This is a genomic window from Streptomyces sp. NPDC031418, from assembly GCF_055581605.1.
In genome coordinates, this window is sequence record NZ_JBVIJC010000020.1 from 63,288 (window position 1) to 84,829 (window position 21,542).

The 21,542-nt window shown below is 72.5% G+C and carries 18 protein-coding genes and 1 pseudogene; 5 read left to right on the plus strand and 14 right to left on the minus strand.

What is annotated here, in order from left to right:
• Positions 1-29 precede the first annotated feature (29 nt).
• Complete coding sequence (locus tag ACZ5CZ_RS27640) at positions 30-1,094, minus strand: methyltransferase (RefSeq protein ID WP_385844105.1); 1,065 nt, start codon at positions 1,092-1,094, stop codon at positions 30-32.
• 43 nt (positions 1,095-1,137) lie between these two features.
• Positions 1,138-2,217 carry a right-handed parallel beta-helix repeat-containing protein gene (locus ACZ5CZ_RS27645; RefSeq protein ID WP_468946952.1) on the minus strand — a complete coding sequence of 360 codons (1,080 nt, stop codon included), beginning with the start codon at positions 2,215-2,217 and terminating at the stop codon, positions 1,138-1,140.
• A gap of 167 nt (positions 2,218-2,384) precedes the next feature.
• On the opposite strand from ACZ5CZ_RS27645, the gene ACZ5CZ_RS27650 reads away from it, so the two are divergent.
• On the plus strand, positions 2,385-3,512 hold the full coding sequence (locus ACZ5CZ_RS27650; RefSeq protein ID WP_385844103.1) for a ferritin-like domain-containing protein: 1,128 nt from the start codon (positions 2,385-2,387) through the stop codon (positions 3,510-3,512).
• A gap of 3 nt (positions 3,513-3,515) precedes the next feature.
• Here the strand turns inward: ACZ5CZ_RS27650 and ACZ5CZ_RS27655 are convergent, their stop codons facing one another.
• From ACZ5CZ_RS27655 to lipB, 4 genes are all read right to left on the minus strand, one after another.
• Entirely contained in the window at positions 3,516-4,217 is a 702-nt protein-coding gene (locus ACZ5CZ_RS27655) for a DUF4191 domain-containing protein (protein ID WP_385844102.1), read from the minus strand.
• A gap of 71 nt (positions 4,218-4,288) precedes the next feature.
• Positions 4,289-4,486, minus strand: a complete 198-nt coding sequence (locus ACZ5CZ_RS27660) for an SCO2195 family GlnR-regulated protein (RefSeq protein WP_385844101.1) — start codon at positions 4,484-4,486, stop codon at positions 4,289-4,291.
• A 236-nt stretch (positions 4,487-4,722) separates the two neighbouring features.
• A complete protein-coding gene (gene lipA, locus ACZ5CZ_RS27665) occupies positions 4,723-5,688 on the minus strand; it encodes a lipoyl synthase (RefSeq protein WP_468946957.1) in 966 nt (321 codons plus the stop codon).
• Positions 5,689-5,775: 87 nt separating this feature from the next.
• Positions 5,776-6,573 (minus strand): lipoyl(octanoyl) transferase LipB, encoded by a 798-nt coding sequence (lipB, locus tag ACZ5CZ_RS27670; RefSeq protein WP_385844099.1) that lies wholly within the window; start codon positions 6,571-6,573, stop codon positions 5,776-5,778.
• A gap of 237 nt (positions 6,574-6,810) precedes the next feature.
• On the opposite strand from lipB, the gene ACZ5CZ_RS27675 reads away from it, so the two are divergent.
• On the plus strand, positions 6,811-8,268 hold the full coding sequence (locus ACZ5CZ_RS27675; protein ID WP_468946959.1) for a regulator: 1,458 nt from the start codon (positions 6,811-6,813) through the stop codon (positions 8,266-8,268).
• A gap of 16 nt (positions 8,269-8,284) precedes the next feature.
• On the opposite strand, the gene ACZ5CZ_RS27680 is transcribed toward ACZ5CZ_RS27675, so the two are convergent.
• Positions 8,285-9,646 (minus strand): NAD(P)/FAD-dependent oxidoreductase, encoded by a 1,362-nt coding sequence (locus ACZ5CZ_RS27680; RefSeq protein WP_385844097.1) that lies wholly within the window; start codon positions 9,644-9,646, stop codon positions 8,285-8,287.
• 265 nt (positions 9,647-9,911) lie between these two features.
• On the opposite strand from ACZ5CZ_RS27680, the gene ACZ5CZ_RS27685 reads away from it, so the two are divergent.
• Entirely contained in the window at positions 9,912-10,400 is a 489-nt protein-coding gene (locus ACZ5CZ_RS27685) for a GNAT family N-acetyltransferase (protein ID WP_385844096.1), read from the plus strand.
• Positions 10,401-10,431: 31 nt separating this feature from the next.
• On the opposite strand, the gene ACZ5CZ_RS27690 is transcribed toward ACZ5CZ_RS27685, so the two are convergent.
• On the minus strand, positions 10,432-11,622 hold the full coding sequence (locus ACZ5CZ_RS27690) for a MarP family serine protease (RefSeq protein WP_468946962.1): 1,191 nt from the start codon (positions 11,620-11,622) through the stop codon (positions 10,432-10,434).
• Positions 11,623-11,679: 57 nt separating this feature from the next.
• Here ACZ5CZ_RS27690 and ACZ5CZ_RS27695 point away from each other — a divergent pair.
• Together ACZ5CZ_RS27695 and ACZ5CZ_RS27700 are read left to right on the plus strand one after the other, a co-directional pair.
• Positions 11,680-12,534, plus strand: a pseudogene (locus ACZ5CZ_RS27695) (peptidoglycan recognition protein family protein); the annotation flags it as partial.
• A 446-nt stretch (positions 12,535-12,980) separates the two neighbouring features.
• Positions 12,981-13,208, plus strand: coding sequence for a DUF397 domain-containing protein (locus ACZ5CZ_RS27700; protein ID WP_385844094.1), 228 nt, complete (start codon positions 12,981-12,983; stop codon positions 13,206-13,208).
• Between the two features lie 362 nt (positions 13,209-13,570).
• Here ACZ5CZ_RS27700 and ACZ5CZ_RS27705 read toward each other — a convergent pair whose 3' ends face one another.
• From ACZ5CZ_RS27705 to sucB, 6 genes are all read right to left on the minus strand, one after another.
• Positions 13,571-14,149, minus strand: coding sequence for a hypothetical protein (locus ACZ5CZ_RS27705; protein WP_468946966.1), 579 nt, complete (start codon positions 14,147-14,149; stop codon positions 13,571-13,573).
• A 49-nt stretch (positions 14,150-14,198) separates the two neighbouring features.
• Positions 14,199-15,053 (minus strand): helix-turn-helix domain-containing protein, encoded by an 855-nt coding sequence (locus ACZ5CZ_RS27710; protein WP_385844091.1) that lies wholly within the window; start codon positions 15,051-15,053, stop codon positions 14,199-14,201.
• A 304-nt stretch (positions 15,054-15,357) separates the two neighbouring features.
• Entirely contained in the window at positions 15,358-15,876 is a 519-nt protein-coding gene (locus ACZ5CZ_RS27715) for a DUF4240 domain-containing protein (protein ID WP_385844110.1), read from the minus strand.
• A gap of 115 nt (positions 15,877-15,991) precedes the next feature.
• Entirely contained in the window at positions 15,992-18,694 is a 2,703-nt protein-coding gene (gene aceE, locus ACZ5CZ_RS27720) for a pyruvate dehydrogenase (acetyl-transferring), homodimeric type (protein ID WP_468946970.1), read from the minus strand.
• A 250-nt stretch (positions 18,695-18,944) separates the two neighbouring features.
• Entirely contained in the window at positions 18,945-19,568 is a 624-nt protein-coding gene (locus ACZ5CZ_RS27725) for a GntR family transcriptional regulator (protein WP_385844088.1), read from the minus strand.
• A 182-nt stretch (positions 19,569-19,750) separates the two neighbouring features.
• Complete coding sequence (gene sucB / locus ACZ5CZ_RS27730; RefSeq protein ID WP_468946973.1) at positions 19,751-21,526, minus strand: 2-oxoglutarate dehydrogenase, E2 component, dihydrolipoamide succinyltransferase; 1,776 nt, start codon at positions 21,524-21,526, stop codon at positions 19,751-19,753.
• Positions 21,527-21,542 lie beyond the last annotated feature (16 nt).

A 21,542-nucleotide genomic window follows, 5' to 3' on the forward strand; every position in this document is an offset into this window, starting at 1 on the left:
GGCACCGGTGGCGTTCCGGGGGAGCCGGCTCACCCGGAGACCGTGCAGTCGAACGCGTGCAGATACGGGTTGACCGGCCGGATGTCCCCGACGGTCAGCCCCCCGGCCGTCAGCCGCTCCACCATGCTGGCGGTGGTGTGCTTGGCCCCGCCCACGTTCAGCAGCAGCAGCAGGTCCATGGCGGTGCTGAACCGCATCGACGGGGTGTCGTCCACCAGGTTCTCGATCACCACGACCCGGGTGCCCGGACCGCCCCGCTCCACCACGTTGGCCAGCAGCCGCGCGGTGGACCCGTCGTCCCACTCCAGGATGTTCTTGATGATGTAGACGTCGGCCTCGACCGGCACGGACACCCGGACGTCACCGGGCACGATCTCCGCCCGGTCCGCGAGGTCCCCGCCCGGGCGCAGCCGCGGTAGGGCGTTCTCCACCACCCGGGGCAGGTCCAGCAGATAGCCCCGCATCGCCGGGTACTTGTCGAGCAGGCTCGCCACCACGTGCCCCTGGCCGCCGCCGAGGTCCGCGACCGACGTGGCGCCCGACAGGTCCAGCAGGGCGGCGACATCGCGGGCCGACTGCTCGCTGGAGGTGGTCATCGCCCGGTTGAAGACGTCCGCGGACTCGGGGGCGTCCTCGTTCAGATAGACGAAGAACTCCTTGCCGTACAGGCCCTCCACGACGTTCCGGCCGGAGCGCACCGCCTCGTCCAGCTTCGGCCAGGCGTCCCAGGTCCACGGCTCGGTGCACCACAGGGCGATGTCCCGCAGGCTGTGCGGGTCGTCCGTGCGCAGCAGCCGGGACATCTCGGTGTGCGCGAACGTCCCGTCGGGCCGCTCGGCGAAGACGCCGTAGCAGGACAGGGCGCGCAGCAGCCGGCGCAGCGGCTTGGGCTCGGTGTGCACCGCGGCCGCCAGGCCCTCCACGGTCATGGGGGCGTCCCCGAGGGCGTCCGGGACGCCCAGCCGGGCGGCCGCCCGGACGGCGGCGGCGCACGCCGCGCCGAACACCAGCTCCCGCAGCCGCATCGACGGCGGCGGGGCGGAAGCGGCCTCCTGCACCGCGGGGGCCTGGAACTCGCGGGATGGTGCGGTCATGCGCCGCCCTCCTTCCTTGGGTGGGGGTGGTACGGCCGTGCGCTCAGCACAGACCGGCGGGCTTCGAGGTCCGGCAGGAGTTGCTCTGGAAGGTGTTGCCGCTCTTGGTGGCTTCCTGGTTGACGAGGTCCGCGGGGCCGTTCTCCGACAGCGTGTTGCCGCTGATCCGGTTCCGCTCGCTGGTCACGCCCACGAAGCTCTTGAACAGCACGATGCCGCCCGACAGCGGGGACTTGCCGGAGTTGCCGGTGACCAGGTTCCGGGTCACCTCGGTGTCCTCGGCGCCGGTCAGGACGATGCCGGAGCCCTGGAGGAAGGCCAGCCGGGCGGTCTTCTCGCAGTACTTGTTGTTCTTCTCGATCCGGTTGTCGCTGACGGTCAGCGCGCCCGCCTTCGGCTTGTTCTCGTCGCCGACGACGAACACGCCCGCGCAGTTGCCGGTGACGGAGTTGTCCGCGACGGTGAGGTTGCGCAGCCGGCGCACGGTGACGCCGATCCGGTTGCCCTCCAGCAGGTTCCGCTCGATCACCGTGCCCCGGGTGTCGGTGGCGCCCGCCTCGTCCTTCACGGTGTTGGCGAGGAACAGGCCGGCGTCGCCATTGTCGCGGGCGATGTCGTCCCGGTAGACGCTGCGGGTGGAGCGCTCCTCGGCGATGCCCCACTGGCCGTTCTTCTCGGAGGTCACCCCGCGCACGGTCAGATGGTCCGCGCCCACGGCCATGACACCGATCCGGGAGAACCCACGCACGGTCAGGTGGGCGACGGTGACGTCCTGGACCGGCTGGTTCTTGGCCCCGACGACACAGATGCCGTTGCCCTGCTCCGCACAGGACTTCTCCGCCATGCGGGAGGCCGTGGTCTTCTGCGCGGCGGGCTGGAGCACGGTGCGCGAGCCCATGCCGCGCAGTGTCAGGCCGGGCGTGGTCAGCTTCACGCTCTCGCGGTAGGTGCCGGCGAGCACGAGCACCGTGTCGCCGGGCTGGGCGGCGTTCACCGCTTTCTGGATCGACTCACCCGGACGCACCACCAGGGTGCGATGGGCGGCGGAGGCGGGGGCGGCGGCCAGGAGCGCGCTGCACAGCGCGGTGGCGCACGAAACGTATGCGATATGGCGTTTTGTCACATTCCGAAGGCTAGGAGTGGATGAGCCGATAACCGGCCGGATGCTCCGTTCGGCGGCGTGTCCGGGGGAGTACGGCCCCACCGGCGCCCTGATGCCCCGGCAACGGCGGCACCGGCTGCTAGCTTCGCGAGCTGTCGGAGGGTCCCAGGCCACGAGCGGAGGCAGCGGTGACGGGTACGACGGACGACGCGGACGGGCCGGAGATCGCCCCGTTCGGACGTAGGAGCTTCCTGGCGACGGCCGCGCTGGCCGCCGCGGCGCCGGTCACGGCGGCCGCCCCGGCCGAGGCCGTGGAACCGCCGGCGGACGACCCGTTCCCCGGCCCGGTGGCGCGGCTGCTGGCCGTTCCCGGCGGCGGCCGCGGGGTCGGCTGGCTGCGGGCGGCGCTCCAGGTCGCCGCGGAGATCGAACTCTCCACGATCCCGCCCTACCTGTGCGCGTGGTGGTCCGTCACGGACCGCGGCTGCGAGGCCGCGCGGCTGATCCAGCGGATCGTCGGCGACGAGATGTACCACCTGGGCGTGGTCTGCAACCTGCTCGCGGCGGTCGGCGGCCGCCCCCGCCTCAGGCGCGCGGCACCCGTCTACCCCGGTCCGCTGCCCGGCGGCGTACGCGCCGGGGTGAACGTCTACCTGTCGGGGCTGACCCGGTCCTTCGTGCACGACGTGATGATGGCGATCGAGGCCCCCGACGAGCCGCTCGCCCGGAAGAGGGAACTCTCGCCGGGCATCGGCGACTTCTACGGCGGTCTGCTGGAGGCGTTCCACCGCACCGCGCCGGAGCTGTCGGCCGAGGGCCAGCTGTCCAGCCGGATCGGGGCCGACGAGCTGAAGCCGGTGGCGAACCTGGACGACGTGGAACAGGCCATCGAGATCATCAAGGAGCAGGGCGAGGGCACCGCCGGCTCACCGGCCGACGCCTACCAGGACGACCACCCGGCCCACTACTACGCCTTCGCCGAGATCTACCACGGACGCCAGCTGCGCCGTACCGAGCACGGCTGGCACTTCACCGGCGCCCCCGTGCCGTTTCCGGAGGCCCGCCCGATGGCCCGGGTACCGGCCGGCGGCTGGCCCGACCCGCCGGAGCAGGTGCAACGCCTCCTGGACCGGTTCGACGGCACCTACACCGATGTGCTCGCGGCCCTGGAGGACGCCTGGTCCGGCGGCGGCTCCCGCAGCCTGGGCGCGGCGATCCGCTCGATGCGCGCGATGGAGGCCCCGGCCGTGGAGCTGATGGAGATCCCCCTCCACCACAGGCCGGGCACCTACGGCCCCCAGTTCAGGTGCTCCTAGGGGCTAGCGCCCCCGCTGCCCGCCCTTGGGCATCCGCATCCCCTTGGGCATGGGCCCCTTGGGCAGCGGCATGTTGCTCATCAGGTCACCCATGGCCCGCAGCCGGTCGTTCGTGGCCGTCACCTGGGGGCCGGCCAGCACCCGGGGCAGCTTCAGCATGGTGGTCCGCAGCTTCTTCAGCTCGACCTGTCCCTCGCCGTTGCCCACGATGATGTCGTGCACCGGCACATCGGCGACGATGCGGTTCATCTTCTTCTTCTCGGCGGCCAGCAGGCTCTTCACCCGGTTGGGGTTGCCCTCGGCGACCAGCACGATGCCGGCCTTGCCGACCGCCCGGTGCACCACGTCCTGGCTGCGGTTCATCGCGACCGCCGGAGTCGTCGTCCAGCCCCGGCCGATGTTGTCCAGCACGGCCGCGGCGGCGCCCGGCTGGCCCTCCATCTGACCGAAGGCGGCCCGCTCGGCACGGCGGCCGAACACGATCGCCGTCGCCAGCACCGCGACCAGCAGGCCGAAGATGCCCAGGTAGACCGGGTGACCGATCAAGAAGCCGATCGCGAGGAAGACACCGAGGGTGCCGATGCCGACGGCCGCGAGTACAAGACCGATCTTGGTGTCGGCCTTGCGGGTCATCTTGTACGTGAGAGCGATCTGCTTCAGTCGCCCTGCGTTCGCGGCGTCCGCCGCGGGTTCCTTCCTCGCCATGCCACGAAGTCTACGTGGCGCCGGGAGCGCCGACGACGGCAGTGCCCGGCGGCGCCCTGCGACGGCGGACGTCAGGGCAGGGTGGCGGCCCGGTCCAGGACCCGCTGGGCCTCGACCCGGTCCTTGGCCCGGCGGCGGTCCTCCAGCACGGAGGTCCAGGCGTTGCGGCGTGCGGTGCGCTGGCCGCCGCTCATCAGCAGCGACTCCACGGCCCGCAGGGCGTCGGTGAAGGACGGGATGGCGGTGGCGCGTACGGGCGCGGCCTGCATGATCGGGGTCCCCCCTCAGTAGGTTCTACGGGGTGTGATGCCATGCTCACTGATCGGTGTTACCAGTGCATGTCCGACCGGTCAAACACCCATGAAGACCTGATGCGCGGACCGGAAACGCGGACGCGGCCCCGGAACGCGCCCTCATCAGCGAGGACGCGCGGGACCGCGTCGAGTCGGCCACAACGGGCCGGTCGTGCCGTATGCGTGAATTCACACGCGCCGTCGGTGGTGGCTCAGACCGCCTGGGCGGCGACGTACGTGCCGCGCTTCTCCACGGCCATCTGGTACAGCCGCCCGGCCCGGTAGGAGGACCGGACCAGCGGGCCGGACATCACCCCGGAGAAGCCGATCTGCTCGGCCTCCTCCTTCAGCTCCACGAACTCCTCCGGCTTCACCCAGCGCTCCACCGGGTGGTGCCGCACGGAGGGCCGCAGGTACTGGGTGATGGTGACCAGCTCGCAGCCGGCGTCGTGCAGCTGCTTGAGCGCCTCGCTGACCTCTTCGCGGGTCTCGCCCATGCCGAGGATCAGGTTGGACTTGGTGACCAGGCCGAAGTCGCGGGCCTCGGTGATGACCTTCAGGGAACGCTCGTAACGGAAGCCGGGGCGGATCCGCTTGAAGATCCGCGGGACCGTCTCGACGTTGTGCGCGAAGACCTCGGGGTGGGAGGCGAAGACCTCGGCCAGCTGCTCCGGGACGGCGTTGAAGTCGGGGGCCAGCAGCTCGACCTTGGTCCGGCCGCCCTCGCGCTCCGCCGTCTGCTGGTGGATCTGGCGCACGGTCTCCGCGTACAGCCAGGCGCCGCCGTCCTCCAGGTCGTCGCGGGCGACGCCGGTGATGGTGGCGTAGTTCAGGTCCATGGTGACCACGGACTCACCCACGCGGCGCGGCTCGTCGCGGTCCAGCGCCTCGGGCTTGCCGGTGTCGATCTGGCAGAAGTCGCAGCGTCGGGTGCACTGGTCGCCGCCGATGAGGAAGGTCGCCTCGCGGTCCTCCCAGCACTCGTAGATGTTCGGGCAGCCGGCTTCCTGGCAGACCGTGTGCAGGCCCTCGCTCTTCACGAGGTTCTGCATCTTCGTGTACTCGGGGCCCATTTTCGCCCGGGTCTTGATCCACTCGGGCTTGCGCTCGATGGGGGTCTGGCTGTTGCGGACCTCCAGGCGCAGCATCTTGCGTCCGTCGGGTGAGACTGCGGACACGTCGGCTCCCTAGCGATTGATTCTTCGGCGTTCCCAAGGGTACGCCCGTGGATTTGGTGGCCCCGAGTCGGTTCCGGCCTGGGCCGGTCAGGCGGACGCCTGCTCGATCACCCGCGGCTTCAGGTCCGCGTTGCCCAGGACGTCCTGGAGGTGCTTCTCGACGACCGGCAGCACCTCCTCGATGGTGACCTCGCGGCCGAGTTCGTGGGAGAGGGAGGTGACGCCCGCGTCACGGATGCCGCAGGGGATGATCTTGTCGAAGTTCGCCGTGTCCGGGTTCACGTTCAGAGCGAAGCCGTGCATCGTGACGCCCTTGGCGACCCGGATGCCCATGGAGCAGATCTTGCGGTCCTCGTGCCGGCGGCCCGCGCGCGAGGGTGCGTACTCGGGGCCGACCAGGCGGTGGTCGAACTCGTCGTCGTCGGCGCGCGGCGCGAAGTCGAGCGTCAGGCCTCCGAGCGCGGGGCGCTGCTCGATCGGGTCGCCGAGGACCCAGACCCCGGCGCGGCCCTCGACCCGGGAGGTCTCGATGCCGAACTCGGCGCACACCCGGATCATCGCCTCTTCCAGGCGGCGCAGGTGCGCGACCACGTCCACCGGGCGCGGCAGCTTCTGGATCGGGTAGCCGACCAGCTGGCCCGGCCCGTGCCAGGTGATCTTGCCGCCGCGGTCCACGTCGATGACCGGGGTGCCGTCCAGCGGGCGCTCGCTGTCCTCGGTGCGGCGGCCCGCCGTGTAGACCGGGGGGTGCTCCAGGAGGATCACGGTGTCGGGCACCTCGTCGGCGAACCGCGCCGCGTGCACCCGGCGCTGCTCGTCCCAGGCCACCTGGTAGTCCACGAGGTCCGCACCGAACCCCATGCGGACGAACCGCAACTCACTCACGGCAAGCGCCTCCCTCGGCGACGGTTGTCAGGCATGTTCTGCGCTCACGCCACTGTACGTCCGTCCGGAGTACGTCAGCCGAGAGGGCGTTCCTCACACGATCGGATGAATGGGGGGCGAATTATGCGACTGCCTGTTCACTTACCGCTACATTCGCGCCGTTCGTGAGGCCATAAGGGCTGCTCAGAGGCAAACCGGGCACTTCAGAAGACCGGAAGGCAGGAGACCGCACCGCAGATGACGGACCGACCCGCGCAGCGCACCCCCAACCGCCAGCTCGCCGCGCTCATCGCAGAAGCTGGGTTCTCCAACGCGGGTCTGGCCCGTCGCGTCGACCAGCTGGGTCTGGAACACGGGCTGGATCTCAGATACGACAAGACCTCGGTCACCCGCTGGCTGCGCGGGCAGCAGCCGCGGGGCACCACCCCGGCCCTGATCGCCGAGGTGTTCACCCGCCGGCTCGGGCGCCGGCTCACCGCCCAGGACCTCGGCCTGGACGCCTGTGCGCCGGTCTACGCCGGGCTGGAGTTCGCCGCCTCCCCGGAGGAGGCCGTCGACATCGTCAGCGGGCTGTGGCGCAAGGACTCCGGCAGCCATGCCGAACTGCGCAAGATCGCCTTCACCCCGGCCGGGCTCGTGGTGCCCAGCCGGGACTGGCTGATCGGCAAGCCCGACGACAAGGTGGCCCGGGAGCCGGTGCCCCGGGTGCCCCCGCAGGGCCGCCCGGGGGTGGTGCGGCCGCAGCCGCTCGCACCGCCGCGGACGCGCGGGCACGCCGAACGCGCCCCCGGGCACAAGGTCACCGGCGGCGACATCGCCGCGCTGCGCTCGGTCGGCGAGCTGTTCCGCACCCTCGACGACCGGTTCGGCGGCGGCCACGCCCGCCAGGCCCTGGTGCGCTATCTGGAGCACGAGTGCGAGCCGATGCTCCGCGGCACCTACGACGAGCAGACCGGCCGCCGGCTGTTCGGCGCCGCCGCCGATCTGACCCGGCTCGCGGGCTGGACGTCGTACGACATCGCCGCGCACGGGCTCGCCCAGCGGTACTTCGTGCAGGCCCTGCGGCTGGCCCAGGCCGCCGGCGACCGGTCGTACGGCTCCTTCGTGCTGGTCACCATGAGCCGCCAGGCGGTCTACCTCGGGCACGGCCGGGAGGCCGTCCAGCTCGCCCGGGTCGCCCAGCAGGGCGTCGGCACCGGCGCCCCGCCGGTCGTGCAGGCGCTGCTGCACTCGGCGGAGGCGCGGGCGCACGCGGTGCTGGGCGAGGTGCGGGCGTGCACGGCCGCGCTGGTGCGGGCCGAGCGCGCGCTGGAGGCGGCCCGGCCCGGGGACGACGTGCCGTACTGGGCCAGGTTCTTCGACGAGGCCCAGCTCGCCGACGAGTTCGGGCACTGCCACCGCGATCTGCAGCAGTTCCGGGCCGCCGCCCAGCACGCCGAACGCTCCCTCCAGCTGCGGGCCCCCTCCTTCGCCCGCAGCCGCCTCTTCTGCCGGGTCGTCCTCGCCACCGCCCGCCTCGGCCTCGGCGAGCTCGACCAGGCGTGCGCGCTGGCGGCGGAGGCGGCGGGGCAGGCGGCGGAGATGCGGAGCGCTCGCGCCGTGGAGTACGTACGGGACTTCGAGCGCCGCCTTGAGCCGTACAAGGACGCGGCACCCGTGCGGGGCTACCGGGAGAGGGTGGCGGCGCTCGGGTAGGCCACCCCCTCCCCGGCTACGCCGCCTTCGGCAGCACGGGGGCCGGGTCCGCGCTGTGCATCGAGCCCGCCGCGCCCAGGTCCGTCAGGATCGCTGCCGCGGCGCGGTGGGCGGAGTGCAGGGCGCCCTGGACCGTGCTGGTGTCGCGGTGGTCGCCGCACACGTACAGGCCGGCCAGCAGCCGTACCGGGCGGCGCGGATCGTGCGGCGGGCGCATCGCCGGGACCGCCTCCGGGGTGTGGTGCACGGCCAGCGTCTCCCAGCGGCGCGTGGAGGTGCCGTAGAGCCGGGCGAGGTGCATCCGTACGGCCGTCTCCACGCCCTCGGGCGGCGGGCCGAGGACGGTCGAGGAGATCAGCACCCGGCCGGCCGGCGCCCGGCTCGGGTCCACCGTGCTCAGCACCGCCGTGTGCGCCACCGGCCCGCCCCGGTCCGCGTCCAGCAGCAGCGAGGTGCCGACGGAGAACGCCGGCCCGGGGTCGTCGGTGGTGTGGTGGACCACCGTGACCGCGTGGAACTCCGGCACCCGCAGCCCCGGCAGCAGCTCCGCCGCGGCCCGCGCGTCGGTCGCGAGCAGCACCGCCCGGCAGCGGATCTCGCCGTGCTCCGCGGTCGTCACCGCGGTCGTGGAGACCGAGGTGACCCGCACCCCGGTGTGCACCGTGCCCGGCGGCAGGGCCCCGGCCAGCAGCTCCGGCAGCATCTCCGCACCGCCCTCCGGCACCGCCAGCCGGCCGCTCGCGAAGGCGCGCAGCGCCAGATCGGCGCACCTGCTGGAGGTGCTCAGCTCCGGGTCGCACAGCAGCGCGGCGAGCAGCGGCCGCAGAAAGCCCTCGATGGTGCGCGCCGGCACCCCGCGCGTGGCCAGGGCCTGCGCGGCGGGCATCTCGGGGCGGGCCAGGAGGCGCTCGACGGGGGTCGCGGCGATCCGGCCCAGCGCGGCGCCGAGCCGCGCCTGGTCGACCGCGCTCACCGGGGCGCCGGCCCGGCCGGGCGCGGCCGCCGTGCCCCGGGGGGCGCTGGCGAAGGCGCGCACCACATGGAGTGCGCCCCTTGCGCTCCCCGTGCTCGCCGGCGCGCCCGCGCGGTGCCGGCGGCCGTCGCGGTGCAGCAGGACGCCCGGCGCGAAGCGGCGCAGGGTGAGGGCGTCGAGGCCGGGGGTGAGGCGGAGTTCGGGGTAGGACGTGGACAGCAGCTGTCCCATGCGGTCCAGCCGGAAGCCGTCGACCTTCTCGGTCGACATACGGCCGCCGACGTACGGGGCGGCCTCCAGGACCGCGGTGGTGACTCCTGCACTGGTCAGCCGGTGAGCCGCCGAGAGTCCGGCGATTCCGGCTCCGACGATGACGACGTCCACCTGGTACGCGGGCTCAAGCACGAGGCCCCTCCTGTGGTTGCGCGGCCGGTGGAGACGTCATGCCCCCAACAGGCTCCGGGGATACCCGAGTTCGGGTCGAGGTTAGGGTGCCGACCGGTCAACGGCAGTCGCGCATCGACAGGGCACGGTCGCATAGAGGTCGCATGTGGTCACGCCGGTTCTCCGCTGCCGCGCTGGCCTCGCCAGGTCGCATCCGGTCGACCGCCTTTTTCCGGGCCCGGAAACCCCTTGGGGGCCCCGCGCGGCGCGCCGTAGGGTGAGCGCCATGCCCCGACCCTCCCTCCGGCCCGCCGTGCTCGCCGACGAGGAGCAGCTGGCGCTCCTCGACCGGATCACCTGGTCCCCCCTGCACGCGGTCTCCCCCGAGCCGAAGCCGCCGTACCAGCCCTTCTTCGACGAGCGGCACGACCCGCGCGACCATCTGGTCGCCGAGCTGGAGGGGCGCGTCGCCGGCTACATCCGGCTCGGCCGGCCGACCCCGCTCGCCGTCAACGCGCACGTCCTCCAGATCCAGGGCCTCGCCGTCGCCCCGGAGGCGCGCGGGCTGGGGCTCGCCCGCGCACTCCTGCGGGCCGCCGCCGAGGAAGCGCGCAGGCGCGGCGCACGCCGGCTGACCCTGCGCGTGCTCGGGCACAACACCCCGGCGCGACGGCTCTACGCGTCCGAGGGGTTCGCCGTGGAGGGCGTACTGCCGGAGGAGTTCCTCATAGACGGGACGTACGTGGACGACGTGTTCATGGGCCGCAGCCTGTGAGCCGTGCCGTATGAGCCGTACGGCGTGAGTGCTAGGAGTCGACCAGGGCGCCCGTGTCCACCGGGGCCGTCGCCGTCGCCGCGCGGGCGGCGTCGCCCGCCACCTCGGCCGCCGTCAGCGCGTACCCCGTCTCGGCGTCCGAGGTGGAGCGCGCGAAGACCACCCCGAAGACCTTGCCGCCGGTGGTGAGCAGCGGGCCGCCGGAGTTGCCCGGCCGGACCGTCGAGCGGACCTGGTAGATCTCCCGGGTGACCACGCGGTCGTTGTAGATGTTCTGGCCGTTCGCCCGCAGCCGGCCCGCCACCGTCGCCGCCTGGAGGTTCAGCCCGCCGTCCTGCGGATAGCCGGCCACCACCGCCGAGTCCCCGCGCCCCGCGCCGCCGTCGAAGCGCAGCACCGGGGCGCGCAGCCGGGGCACGTACAGCACCGCCACGTCCCGGTTGGGGTCGAAGAGCACCACCCGGGCCGGATACGAGGGCCCCACCCCGCCGATCCGCACGCTCGGCCGGTCGATGCCCGCCACCACGTGCGCGTTGGTCATCACATGCCGCGCCGCGTACACGAAACCGCTGCCCTCCCGGCCCTCGTTGCCCGCGGCGCCCTCGATCTTCACCGTGCTCGCCTTGGCGGCGTTCGCTGCGGCCGGGGTGACGCTGTCCCCGGTGGGCCGGGGCACCTGGGCCGTCGACTCGTTCTCGAACGGGTTGAAGACCTGCGGGAAGCCCGCCTCCGTCAGCGCGGAGGTGGCCCGGGAGAACCACGCGGGGGTGGTGTCCGGCATCGTCCGCTGCACCGCGCCGAGCAGCGTCGAGTTCCGGATCTGCGTCGTCAGGGTCTGCGAGGGGGCCGCGGCCAGCACGCTCGCCGCCACCCAGGCCACGATCAGCACCGCCGCCGAGTTGGCCGCCGCGCCCCCGACGCCGTCCGCCACCCGCAGCGCCCCCGGTCCCCGGTCCAGCTCCCCGCGCAGCCGCAGCGCCAGCCGGCCCGCCAGCTCGTGCCCCAGCACCGCCGGCCCCAGCACCGTCAGCACCGCGACCACCGTCGCCTGCGGCGTCCCCCGCGCCACCAGGCCGGTCACCCAGGGCAGCAGCCACACGCCGACGGCCGCGCCGCCGACGAACCCGGCCAGCGAGACACAGCCGGCCACCAGTCCGCGCCGGTAACCGGAGGCCGCGTAGAGCAGGACCACCAGCACGAGCAGCAGGTCGAGCAGGTCCACGGAGCCGCCTTTCTCTGTCCCTGTGCCTGTATCACCAAAACGTCCTGTACAGGGACGATGGTTCCACCAGGTGGCACAGCGCACATCGCGGGCGCGGCGCTCCGGCCCGAGAGTGGGACCATGCGTGTCCCGAGAAGATCGCCGCGAGCCGGCCGGATACCCGGTGCCGTCCTGGTGCTGCTGGGCTGTCTGCCCGGAGTGCTCGCCGTGCTGGCACTGGTGCTGTGCGCGCGCGGCGCCGACCGCCCCGTCGCCGTCCGCCTGGACCCGCCCGCCGCGGGCCGGCCGCAGAACCTGCGGCGGGTCGCCCGGCCGGCCATCGTGCCCCGCTCCGTCTGGCTGACCGGCCCCACCGCGGCGCACCGACAGCCGCCGCCGCGCTACGACGACCAGGTGATCGCCGTCTTCGTGCACCACACCGACTCGCCGAACGGCTACCGCTGCGCCGACGCGCCCCGCATCATCCGGCATCTCTACGCCGGCCAGACCGGCGCCCGGCGCTGGGACGACATCGGCTACAACTTCCTCGTCGACCGCTGCGGCACCATCTACGAAGGGCGCGCCGGCGGCGTCGACCGGCCCGTCACCGGCGCCCACACCCAGGGCTTCAACCACCGCACCGCCGGCATCGCCGCCCTCGGCACCTTCACCGCCGGGGTCCCCGTGCCCCGGGCCATGACCGAGGCGATCGCCGCCCTCGCCGCCTGGAAGCTGGGCCCGGCCGGGGTCGACCCGCGCGAGCACGTCCGGCTCGTCTCCAGCAACGGCGGCAGCCGCTATCCGGCCGGCACCGTCGCCACCCTGCCCGCCCTGGCCGGTCACGACGCCGGCTATATGACCAGCTGTCCCGGCGCCGCCCTGACCGCCCGCCTGCCCGAGATCAGGGAGCGCGCCGCCCGGCTCCAGGGCCGCCCGCCCGCACCCGTGCCGCCCGCCACCACGCCGTCCACCGGCCCGCCACAGGCCGCGCGCAGCCCGCTGCCCACTGCGCACCCCACCGTCGTGCCGCACAGCAGCCGACCGGCGGGTCAACACCCGGCCCAGGCTGCCCACTTGGGGGCACGCGACCGTGAAGTCCCTTACGGCACAAGGAAATAGGGCCTGATTGCAACTTGGCGCAGCGGGTTCGGAGAGCCTACCCTTTCAGGGTAAAAGTGGGGCAGGAGTGTGTGACCGGCGGTCGGGTCGTGCCGCGCACCGGCCACTCCCGCCGTCCTCCTGCGGGCGTCCACGCGCGTGCGATACGGTGCGTGCGGACCGTCGCACGTGGGAAACACGGGGGGTTTCCGGCACGGGGGTGTCCAGCGCGGGGCCTCGCCCGATCGGTCTTCCGACCGCGGGGTGAGAGGTAGTCAGGGGTGAGCGAGGGTGGTCTGCTCGGGCTCGACTGGCACCGAAGCAGTGCGTGCGACCCGTATGAATGCGTGGAGGTCGCGGTGACGGACGGGGGAGTCCGAGTGCGTGAATCCCATCGTCCGCGTACCCATGTCGTCGCCTTCGGGGGGCCGGCCTGGCAGGCATTTCTGGCCGCGTTATGCGGTACAACCACTGAAGAGCCCCAATGGACCGGAATGGAACCCGTATGAGGGGTGACTTCCGGCCAGGGGACGGGGTGGACACGAGGGACGGGGGGTGGCTGTGATTCGATTGGGCCCAGCAGTGAGAGGGCATCCGCATCACCGCCAGAGTCCAATTCAGCTGTCTGGGGGCGAGATGGGGGAATCCGCTGAGACGCGGCTTGCCGTCGGTGACGCCGAACGGCAGCGCGGCAGACCCCTGTTACCGCTGATCGTCCTGCTCGTCCTCGGCTTCGTGCTCGCGGGCAGCACCGGGACACTGGCGGGCGTCCTCCTCTCCCTGCCGGTGACACCGGAACTGCGGCCCTGGGTGTGGGGGGTGGTGGGCACGGTCACGGCGGCCGCCACCGGAGTCCTGCTGGACCGGGGGGCTACGGCTGCCGTACGTCGCTTTCCGCAGCTGGCGGGTCGGGCTGCGGAGGTACGGCGGTTCCGGGCGCCGGACTAGGCGCGGTGCCGCCGGACGGCTCCTGGGCACGGCCCGCGCGCCGGGCGCGTATTCGGCGGTAGCCGACGGTGAGCGCGCCGACGCCGCCGAGCCATAGCCAGCTCGCCCGGACGGCGTGCAGGGCCGGACCGGAGACCGGGGCGAGCAGATGGCTCAGCGCGTGGATGTCGGCGGGCACGTCCCGCCATGCCAGCACCGCGCCGATGACCACGAGCACCGCGAGAAACCTGAACAGGGCGCGGGTCGAGCCGAGGATCGAGTGCAGCAGGAACAGCGCCAGGTCGTTCAGGGTCGGCGGCCGGTCCGGGAGCACGTCCCGGGGCGAGGCCAGCTCGAAGGAGGCCGGCGCCGGGGCCGGCTCCGCAGCCGGGGCCGGAGGGTCCGACGGGTCGGCGGAGCCGCCCTGGCCCTCCGGCGAAGCGGGTTCCGGCACAGCGGTGCCGGGGCGGGAGGCGCCGTCGCCTGTCCACCACCGCCGTATCCAGGTGAGCACACCCGCCACGGGCCCTCTCCGATCTCTGCCCGACTGTCTCCAGTCCGGTGGGAACCTGCTAGGACGGGTACTGGGCCAGCACCTCGTCGATGAACGCGATCGCCTCGGCGCCGCACAGAGCCTGCTCGCGGGATTCCTCGAACCTCGCCAGGTACTCCGCGACCGCCTGCTGGTCGTCCCGCGTCGTCAGCGCGCCGTTCGGGCCCTCCACGAACAGGACGTCGTCGTCGTTGCGGAAGACCAGCGCGATCGACCCCTGGCGCAGCACCGGGTGCGCCCCCCGGGTGAAGGGCACCACGCCCAGGTCCACATGGGCCGCGGCGGCGTCCGCCGTCAGCCGGGCCAGCTGCTCGCGCATCGTGTCCGCACCGCCGACCCAGCGGCGCAGCGCCGCCTCGTCCACCAGGAACCGCAGCCGTGGCCCCATCGCCTCGCGCAGCAGCCGCCGCTGCCGCTCGGCCCGCAGCCGGACGATCGCGTCGATCCGCTGGGGCGGCAGCTCGCTGTGGGCCAGCAGGGCGCGCGTGTAGCCCTCGGTCTGGAGCAGGCCGGGGACGAGGGTCGGGTCGTAGGCGGAGAGTTCGTCCGCCGCGCTCTCCAGGCCGAGGTACGCCTTGAACGGCGGGCTCACCACATCCCGGAACGCGTGCCACCACGGCGGCCGCCGGCTCTCCCGGGTGGCCTGCTCCAGGTCGCGGCGGATCGTGTCGTCCGTGACGCCGTACAGATCGAGGAGCGCGCGCAGGTCCGTCACGGAGACCCCCACCGAGCCGCCCTCGATCCGGATGACCTTGGAGGGCGACCACGCGAGGCGTTCGGCCACCTCGGGCTGGCTGATGTGCGCGTCATTGCGGAAGCTGCGCAGCGCCAGACGCACCCTGCGCTTTTCCAGAGCCGGATCTTTCGATGTCATCTCCTCGCGGTCCCGATTCTTTGTCGAGGGTGACTTCGAGCCGCCACCTGGCAGTCGGGCCGGTGGCAGACTGCCAGGTGGCAACCTGCTTCCGGGCCGCCTGCTACCTGGCTGCCCTGCGGATTGCGCTCAGCCTACCTCCGGCGCACGCCGAACCCGGAACACACCCGCTGCGCATACTTTCTGATGGTGTGTCCAGTGGGGCGAGAGATACCGAGGAAACGGTTGAAGCCCCAGCTCAGGGGGGCTGGAGGGCACTCGACGGGCCCCGATGGAACGTTTTCGGTCGAATTCCGCGAGGGAATCAGCCCTTGAAACGACCCCAAAGTTTGGGATAAAGGTCCGCGAGGACCGCCTCGTTCTCGAAGTCGATCGGGGTGCCCTCGGGCTCCGCCGGTGCCGGGGCGATCCCCAGCTCCGGGGCCACGGTGCCGGTGAGCTGCTCGTACGCCTCGTCCGCCGCGTACCCCAGCTCCTCGCCGTCCCCGTCGACCTCCTCGTCGAAGTCCTCCAGCAGCTCGGCCAGCTCGTCCGGTGCGTGCAGCGCTCCCTCGAACACTTCTCGCCCCTGGCCGATGAGCCAGCACCGGAAGAAGTCGAACGCGTCGTCGCTGCACCCGTCCAGCAGCACCCAGGCGGCGCCCCACAGATCCCAGCGGTAGGCGCGGTTGTACCGGGCCTCGAAGTGCCGGGCGAAGTCCAGGACCTGATCGGGATCCCGCTGGAGCAGCCGCTCCACGAGCAGGTCGGCCTGCTCCTCGGGGTCGCCCTCGGCGGCCGCACGGCTGCTGTCGACCAGCTCCCAGAACTCCGTCTCGTCCATCACGGCACCAGCATCCAGCCTCGGCCGCCCAGCCGCACGCGGAAAAAGCACAGCGGCGGGCAGCAGGACGTGTGCCCTGCTGCCCGCCGCGGCGGTACCCGGTGTGTGCCGGGGCCTACAGACCGTACTTCTCGCGCGCTTCCTTCACGGCCGTCGCCTTGACCTCGCCGCGCCGGGCGAGCTGGGCCAGGGCCGCGGCGACGATCGACTCCGCGTCGACGCCGAAGTGGCGGCGGGCGGCCTCACGGGTGTCGGAGAGGCCGAAGCCGTCCGCACCGAGCGAGGAGTAGTCCTGCTCCACCCACTGCGCGATCTGGTCGGGCACCTGGCGCATGTAGTCGGACACGGCCAGCACCGGACCCTCGGCGCCCTGGAGGGCCTGCCGGATGTACGGGACGCGCTCCTCGCCGCGCAGCAGCGCCGCGTCCGCCTCCAGCGCGTCCCGGCGCAGCTCGCCCCAGGAGGTCGCGGACCACACGTCGGCGGCCACGCCCCACTCCTCGGCCAGCAGCTGCTGCGCCTTGAGGGCCCAGTGGATCGCCGTACCGGAACCCAGCAGCTGGATGCGCGGCGCGTTGGCCGGCACGGTCACGCCCGCCGACTCCGCCGTGTTGAAGCGGTACAGACCCTTGACGATGCCCTCGTCGATGCCGAGGCCCTGCGGCTTCGCGGGCTGCGGCAGCGGCTCGTTGTAGACCGTCAGGTAGTAGAAGACGTTCTGGTCCTCGCCCGGCTTGGCCTCGCCGTACATCCGGCGCAGACCCTCACGAACGATCACCGCGATCTCGTAGGCGAACGCGGGGTCGTAGGAGAGCGCGGCCGGGTTGGTGGCGGCGATGACCGGGGAGTGGCCGTCGGCGTGCTGGAGGCCCTCACCGGTCAGGGTGGTACGGCCCGCCGTGGCACCGATGAGGAAGCCGCGGCCGAGCTGGTCGCCGAGCTGCCACATCTGGTCGGCGGTGCGCTGCCAGCCGAACATCGAGTAGAAGATGTAGAACGGGATCATCGCCTCGCCGTGCGTCGCGTACGACGTCGAAGCGGCGATGAAGTCGGCCATCGAACCTGCCTCGGTGATCCCCTCGTTGAGGATCTGGCCGTTCGTCGCCTCCTTGTAGTACATCAGCTGGTCCCGGTCGACCGGCTCGTACGTCTGGCCCTTCGGCGAGTAGATGCCGAGGGACGGGAAGAGCGACTCCATGCCGAAGGTGCGCGCCTCGTCGGGGACGATCGGCACCCAGCGCCTGCCCGTCTCCTTGTCGCGGACCAGGTCCTTGATCAGGCGGACGAAGGCCATGGTGGTGGCCACGTTCTGCGAGCCGGAGCCCTTGTCGAAGGAGGCGAAGGCCTTCTCCGCCGGGGCCGGCAGCGGGGCCAGCGCGTGCGTACGGCGGGCCGGGGCGGGACCGCCCAGGGCCGCGCGGCGCTCCTGGAGGTAGCGGACCTCGGGGGAGTCGGCACCCGGGTGGCCGTAGGGCACCACGCCGTCCACGAAGTCGCTGTCCTTGATCGGCAGCTCGAGCAGGTCGCGCATCGCCTTGAACTCGTCCACCGTCAGCTTCTTCATCTGGTGGTTGGCGTTCTTCGACGCGAAGCCCTCGCCCAGGGTGTGGCCCTTGACCGTCTGGGCCAGGATCACGGTCGGCGCGCCCTTGTGCTCGACGGCGGCCTTGTACGCGGCGTACACCTTGCGGGCCTCGTGACCACCGCGCGAGAGGTGGAAGCACTCGAGGATCTTGTCGTCGCTCAGCAGCTTCGCCATCTCCACCAGCGCCGGGTCGGCACCGAAGAAGTCCTGACGGATGTAGGCCGCGTCACGGGTCTGGTACGTCTGGATCTGCGCGTCCGGTACCTGGCGCAGCCGGCGTACCAGCGCGCCCGTGGTGTCCAGCGCGAACAGCTCGTCCCAGGCGGAGCCCCACAGCGTCTTGACGACGTTCCAGCCGGCGCCGCGGAACTGGGCCTCCAGCTCCTGCACGATCTTGAAGTTGGCGCGGACCGGGCCGTCCAGGCGCTGGAGGTTGCAGTTGATGACGAAGGTGAGGTTGTCCAGCTCCTCACGGGCGGCGAGCGCGAGGGCCGCCGTCGACTCCGGCTCGTCCATCTCGCCGTCGCCGAGGAACGCCCACACGTGCGAGGACGAGACGTCCTTGATGCCGCGGTTGGTGAGGTAGCGGTTGAAGCGCGCCTGGTAGATGGCGGAGAGCGGGCCGAGGCCCATCGACACCGTCGGGAACTCCCACAGCCAGGGCAGCCGGCGCGGGTGCGGGTAGGACGGCAGGCCGTTGCCGCCGGCCTCCTGGCGGAAGTTGTCCAGGTGGGCCTCGGTCAGCCGGCCGTCCAGGAAGGCGCGGGCGTAGATGCCGGGGGAGGCGTGGCCCTGGATGTACAGCTGGTCGCCGGAGCCGTCGCCCTCCTTGCCCTTGAAGAAGTGGTTGAAGCCGGTCTCGTACAGCCAGGCGGCCGAGGCGAAGGTGGCGATGTGGCCGCCGACGCCGTACTTGCTGCCCCGGGTCACCATCGCGGCCGCGTTCCAGCGGTTCCAGGCGGTGATCCGGGCCTCCATCTCCGGGTCACCGGGCTGGGCCGGCTCCGCGGAGGTGGGGATGGTGTTGACGTAGTCCGTCTCCAGCAGCTTCGGCAGCGCGATGCCGCCCGCCTCGGCGCGCTCCAGCGTGCGGCGCATCAGGTACGCGGCGCGGTGCGGCCCGGCCTCCCTGGCGACGGCGTCGAGGGAGGCCTGCCATTCGGCGGTCTCCTCCGGGTCGCGGTCCGGGAGCTGGTCGAGCGCGCTCGGCTGGATGGCGTTGGGGTCGGTCATGTCGCCGCCTTCCTCAGTCGAAGGGGGTTCCCTCACAGGCAAGGGTTCGGGGGTGCCCTAGGTCTTTGGCAGGACAGGGCAGCGGACTTCGGTGGAAGTCCGTCGGCGACTGTAACTCCCTGATCGATGATCGATCAAAGGGTTGAGCCGGAAAACCTCTCGATTTGGAGAAAGTCGGCACCCGGTGCCTTCGGTACTGGCACCGGGTGACGCGAAAATGCCTTGTTTTCGCAGGTGAGCGACGGTGTGCTCAGGCTCGCGGGGCGCAGCCGAGGACGTGCGCCTTCACCAGTTCGGCGATCCGCGGGTCGCGCCTGCGGAAGGCCTGCACCAGTTCCTCGTGCTCCTCCGCATACGACTGCTGCACCGTGCCCAGCCAGCGGATGGACAGCGCCGTGAACACCTCGATGCCGAGCCCCTCCCACGTGTGCAGCAGCACCGAGTTGTCCGCCGCGCGGACCAGCTCGCGGTGGAAGCCGACGGTGTGCCGGACCTGGGCCGTGCCGTCGGCGTTGCGGTCGGCCTCGTACAGGGCCGCGACATGCGGCTCCAGGGCCGAGCAGTCCTCGGCGAGGCGGTCGGCCGCCAGCTCCGCGGCGATGGCCTCCAGGCCGGCCCGGACCGGGTAGCTCTCCTCCAGGTCGGCCGCCGTCAGGTTCCGGACGCGGACGCCCTTGTTCGGCGCGGACTCGATCAGGCGCAGCGACTCCAGCTCGCGCAGGGCCTCGCGCACCGGGGTCTGGCTGACCTCCAGCTCGGTGGCGATCCGGCGCTCCACGATCCGCTCACCCGGCTGCCAGCGCCCGCTGACGATCCCTTCCACGATGTGCTCGCGGATCTGTTCGCGCAGCGAGTGGACGACGGGCGCGGTCATGAGGGCTCCTTCGGGAGGGCTGACGATTAGACAATACGGCGCGTTCGCTCCGCGGGTAGGAGGGGTGGGGCCGCTTTCGCGCAGGTGAGACGAGCCTTACACGCACCGTGTGCCGGCAAACACGAAACGCCCCGCCCGGAGAAGCTCCGGACGGGGCGTCGTACAGGCACAGGGCCCGGGGACTACAGACCGAGCTCGACCTCGAACTCGCCCGCCTCCAGGATGGCCTTGACCGCCGTCAGGTAGCGGGCCGCGTCGGCGCCGTCGACCAGACGGTGGTCGTAGGAGAGGGTCAGGTAGGTCATGTCGCGGACACCGATGACCGTGCCCTCCTCGGTCTCGATGACCGCCGGGCGCTTGACCGTGGCACCGATGCCGAGGATCGCGACCTGGCCCGGCGGCACGATGATCGTGTCGAACAGCGCGCCGCGCGAACCGGTGTTGGAGATGGTGAAGGTCGCGCCGGACAGCTCGTCCGGGGTGATCTTGTTGGCGCGGACCTTGCCGGCCAGCTCCGCCGTGGCCTTGGCGATGCCCGCGATGTTGAGGTCGCCGGCGTGCTTGATGACCGGGGTCATCAGGCCCTTCTCGGAGTCCACCGCGATACCGACGTGCTCGGTGTCGAAGTAGGTGATCGTGCCCTCGGCCTCGTTGATCTTGGCGTTGATGACCGGGTGGGCCTTCAGCGCCTGCGCGGCGGCCTTGACGAAGAACGGCATCGGGGAGAGCTTGACGCCCTCACGGGCCGCGAAGGAGTCCTTCGCCTTGGCGCGCAGCTTCATCAGGCGCGTGACGTCGACCTCGACGACCGAGGACAGCTGCGCCTGCTCGTGCAGCGCCTTGACCATGTTGTCGCCGATGACCTTGCGGATGCGCGGCATCTTGACGGTCTGGCCACGGAGCGGGGAGGCCTCCAGGGTGGGGGCCTTCTTGGCGGCGGCCGGGGCGGCAGCGGCGGGAGCCGGAGCAGCGGCGGCGGCCTTCGCGGCCTCGGCGGCGGCGAGGACGTCCTGCTTGCGGATACGGCCGCCGACGCCGGTGCCCTTGACGGCGCCCAGGTCGACGCCGTTCTCGGCGGCAAGCTTGCGCACCAGCGGGGTCACGTACGCGCCCTCGTCGGTCGCCTGGGCGGCCGGAGCGGGGGCGGCGGGCGCCGGGGTGACCGGAGCCGGCGCGGGCGCCGGAGCCGGGGCCGGGGCGGCGGGCTGGACCGGCGCCGGAGCGGCGGCGGCCGGAGCCGGAGCCGGGGCGGCGGGCGCGGGAGCCGGGGCGGCCGGGGCCGGAGCGGCGGCCGGAGCCGGGGCGGCCGGGGCCGGAGCGGCGGCCGGGGCGGCACCCGCGGCACCGATGACGGCGAGCTTGGCGCCGACCTCGGCGGTCTCGTCCTCGCCGACCACGATCTCCAGCAGCACGCCGGAGGCGGGCGCCGGGATCTCGGTGTCGACCTTGTCCGTGGAGACCTCGAGCAGCGGCTCGTCGGCCTCGACGGAGTCGCCGACCTGCTTCAGCCAGCGGGTGACGGTGCCCTCGGTGACGGACTCACCGAGCGCGGGCAGGACCACGTCCGTGCCCTGGGCGCCACCGGCCGGGGCGGCCGGAGCGGCCGGGGCCTCGGGGGCCGGAGCGGCGGCGGGGGCCTCGGCCACCGGGGCGGCCGGAGCCTCGGCCGGAGCCGGAGCGGCCTCGGCGGCGGGGGCCGGGGCGGCGGCGGGGGCACCGGTGCCGTCGTCGATGATCGCCAGCTCGGCGCCCACCTCGACCGTCTCGTCCTCGGCGACCTTGATGGAGGCCAGGATGCCGGCGGCCGGGGCCGGGATCTCGGTGTCGACCTTGTCGGTCGAGACCTCGAGCAGCGGCTCGTCGGCCTCGACGCGCTCGCCCTCGGCCTTCAGCCAGCGGGTGACAGTGCCCTCGGTGACGCTCTCGCCGAGCGCCGGAAGGGTTACGGAAACCGCCATGGTTTCGGTTGCTCCT

Bases quoted from the DNA above. Each gene is read 5' to 3' on its own strand.
- ACZ5CZ_RS27640 (WP_385844105.1), bottom strand. From the start codon at position 1,094: ATGACCGCACCATCCCGCGAGTTCCAGGCCCCCGCGGTGCAGGAGGCC.
- ACZ5CZ_RS27685 (WP_385844096.1), top strand. From the start codon at position 9,912: ATGCCCCGACCCTCCCTCCGGCCCGCCGTGCTCGCCGACGAGGAGCAG.
- ACZ5CZ_RS27715 (WP_385844110.1), bottom strand. From the start codon at position 15,876: ATGGACGAGACGGAGTTCTGGGAGCTGGTCGACAGCAGCCGTGCGGCC.
- ACZ5CZ_RS27675 (WP_468946959.1), top strand. From the start codon at position 6,811: ATGACGGACCGACCCGCGCAGCGCACCCCCAACCGCCAGCTCGCCGCG.
- sucB (WP_468946973.1), bottom strand. From the start codon at position 21,526: ATGGCGGTTTCCGTAACCCTTCCGGCGCTCGGCGAGAGCGTCACCGAG.
- ACZ5CZ_RS27710 (WP_385844091.1), bottom strand. From the start codon at position 15,053: ATGACATCGAAAGATCCGGCTCTGGAAAAGCGCAGGGTGCGTCTGGCG.
- ACZ5CZ_RS27655 (WP_385844102.1), bottom strand. From the start codon at position 4,217: ATGGCGAGGAAGGAACCCGCGGCGGACGCCGCGAACGCAGGGCGACTG.
- ACZ5CZ_RS27660 (WP_385844101.1), bottom strand. From the start codon at position 4,486: ATGCAGGCCGCGCCCGTACGCGCCACCGCCATCCCGTCCTTCACCGAC.
- ACZ5CZ_RS27725 (WP_385844088.1), bottom strand. From the start codon at position 19,568: ATGACCGCGCCCGTCGTCCACTCGCTGCGCGAACAGATCCGCGAGCAC.
- aceE (WP_468946970.1), bottom strand. From the start codon at position 18,694: ATGACCGACCCCAACGCCATCCAGCCGAGCGCGCTCGACCAGCTCCCG.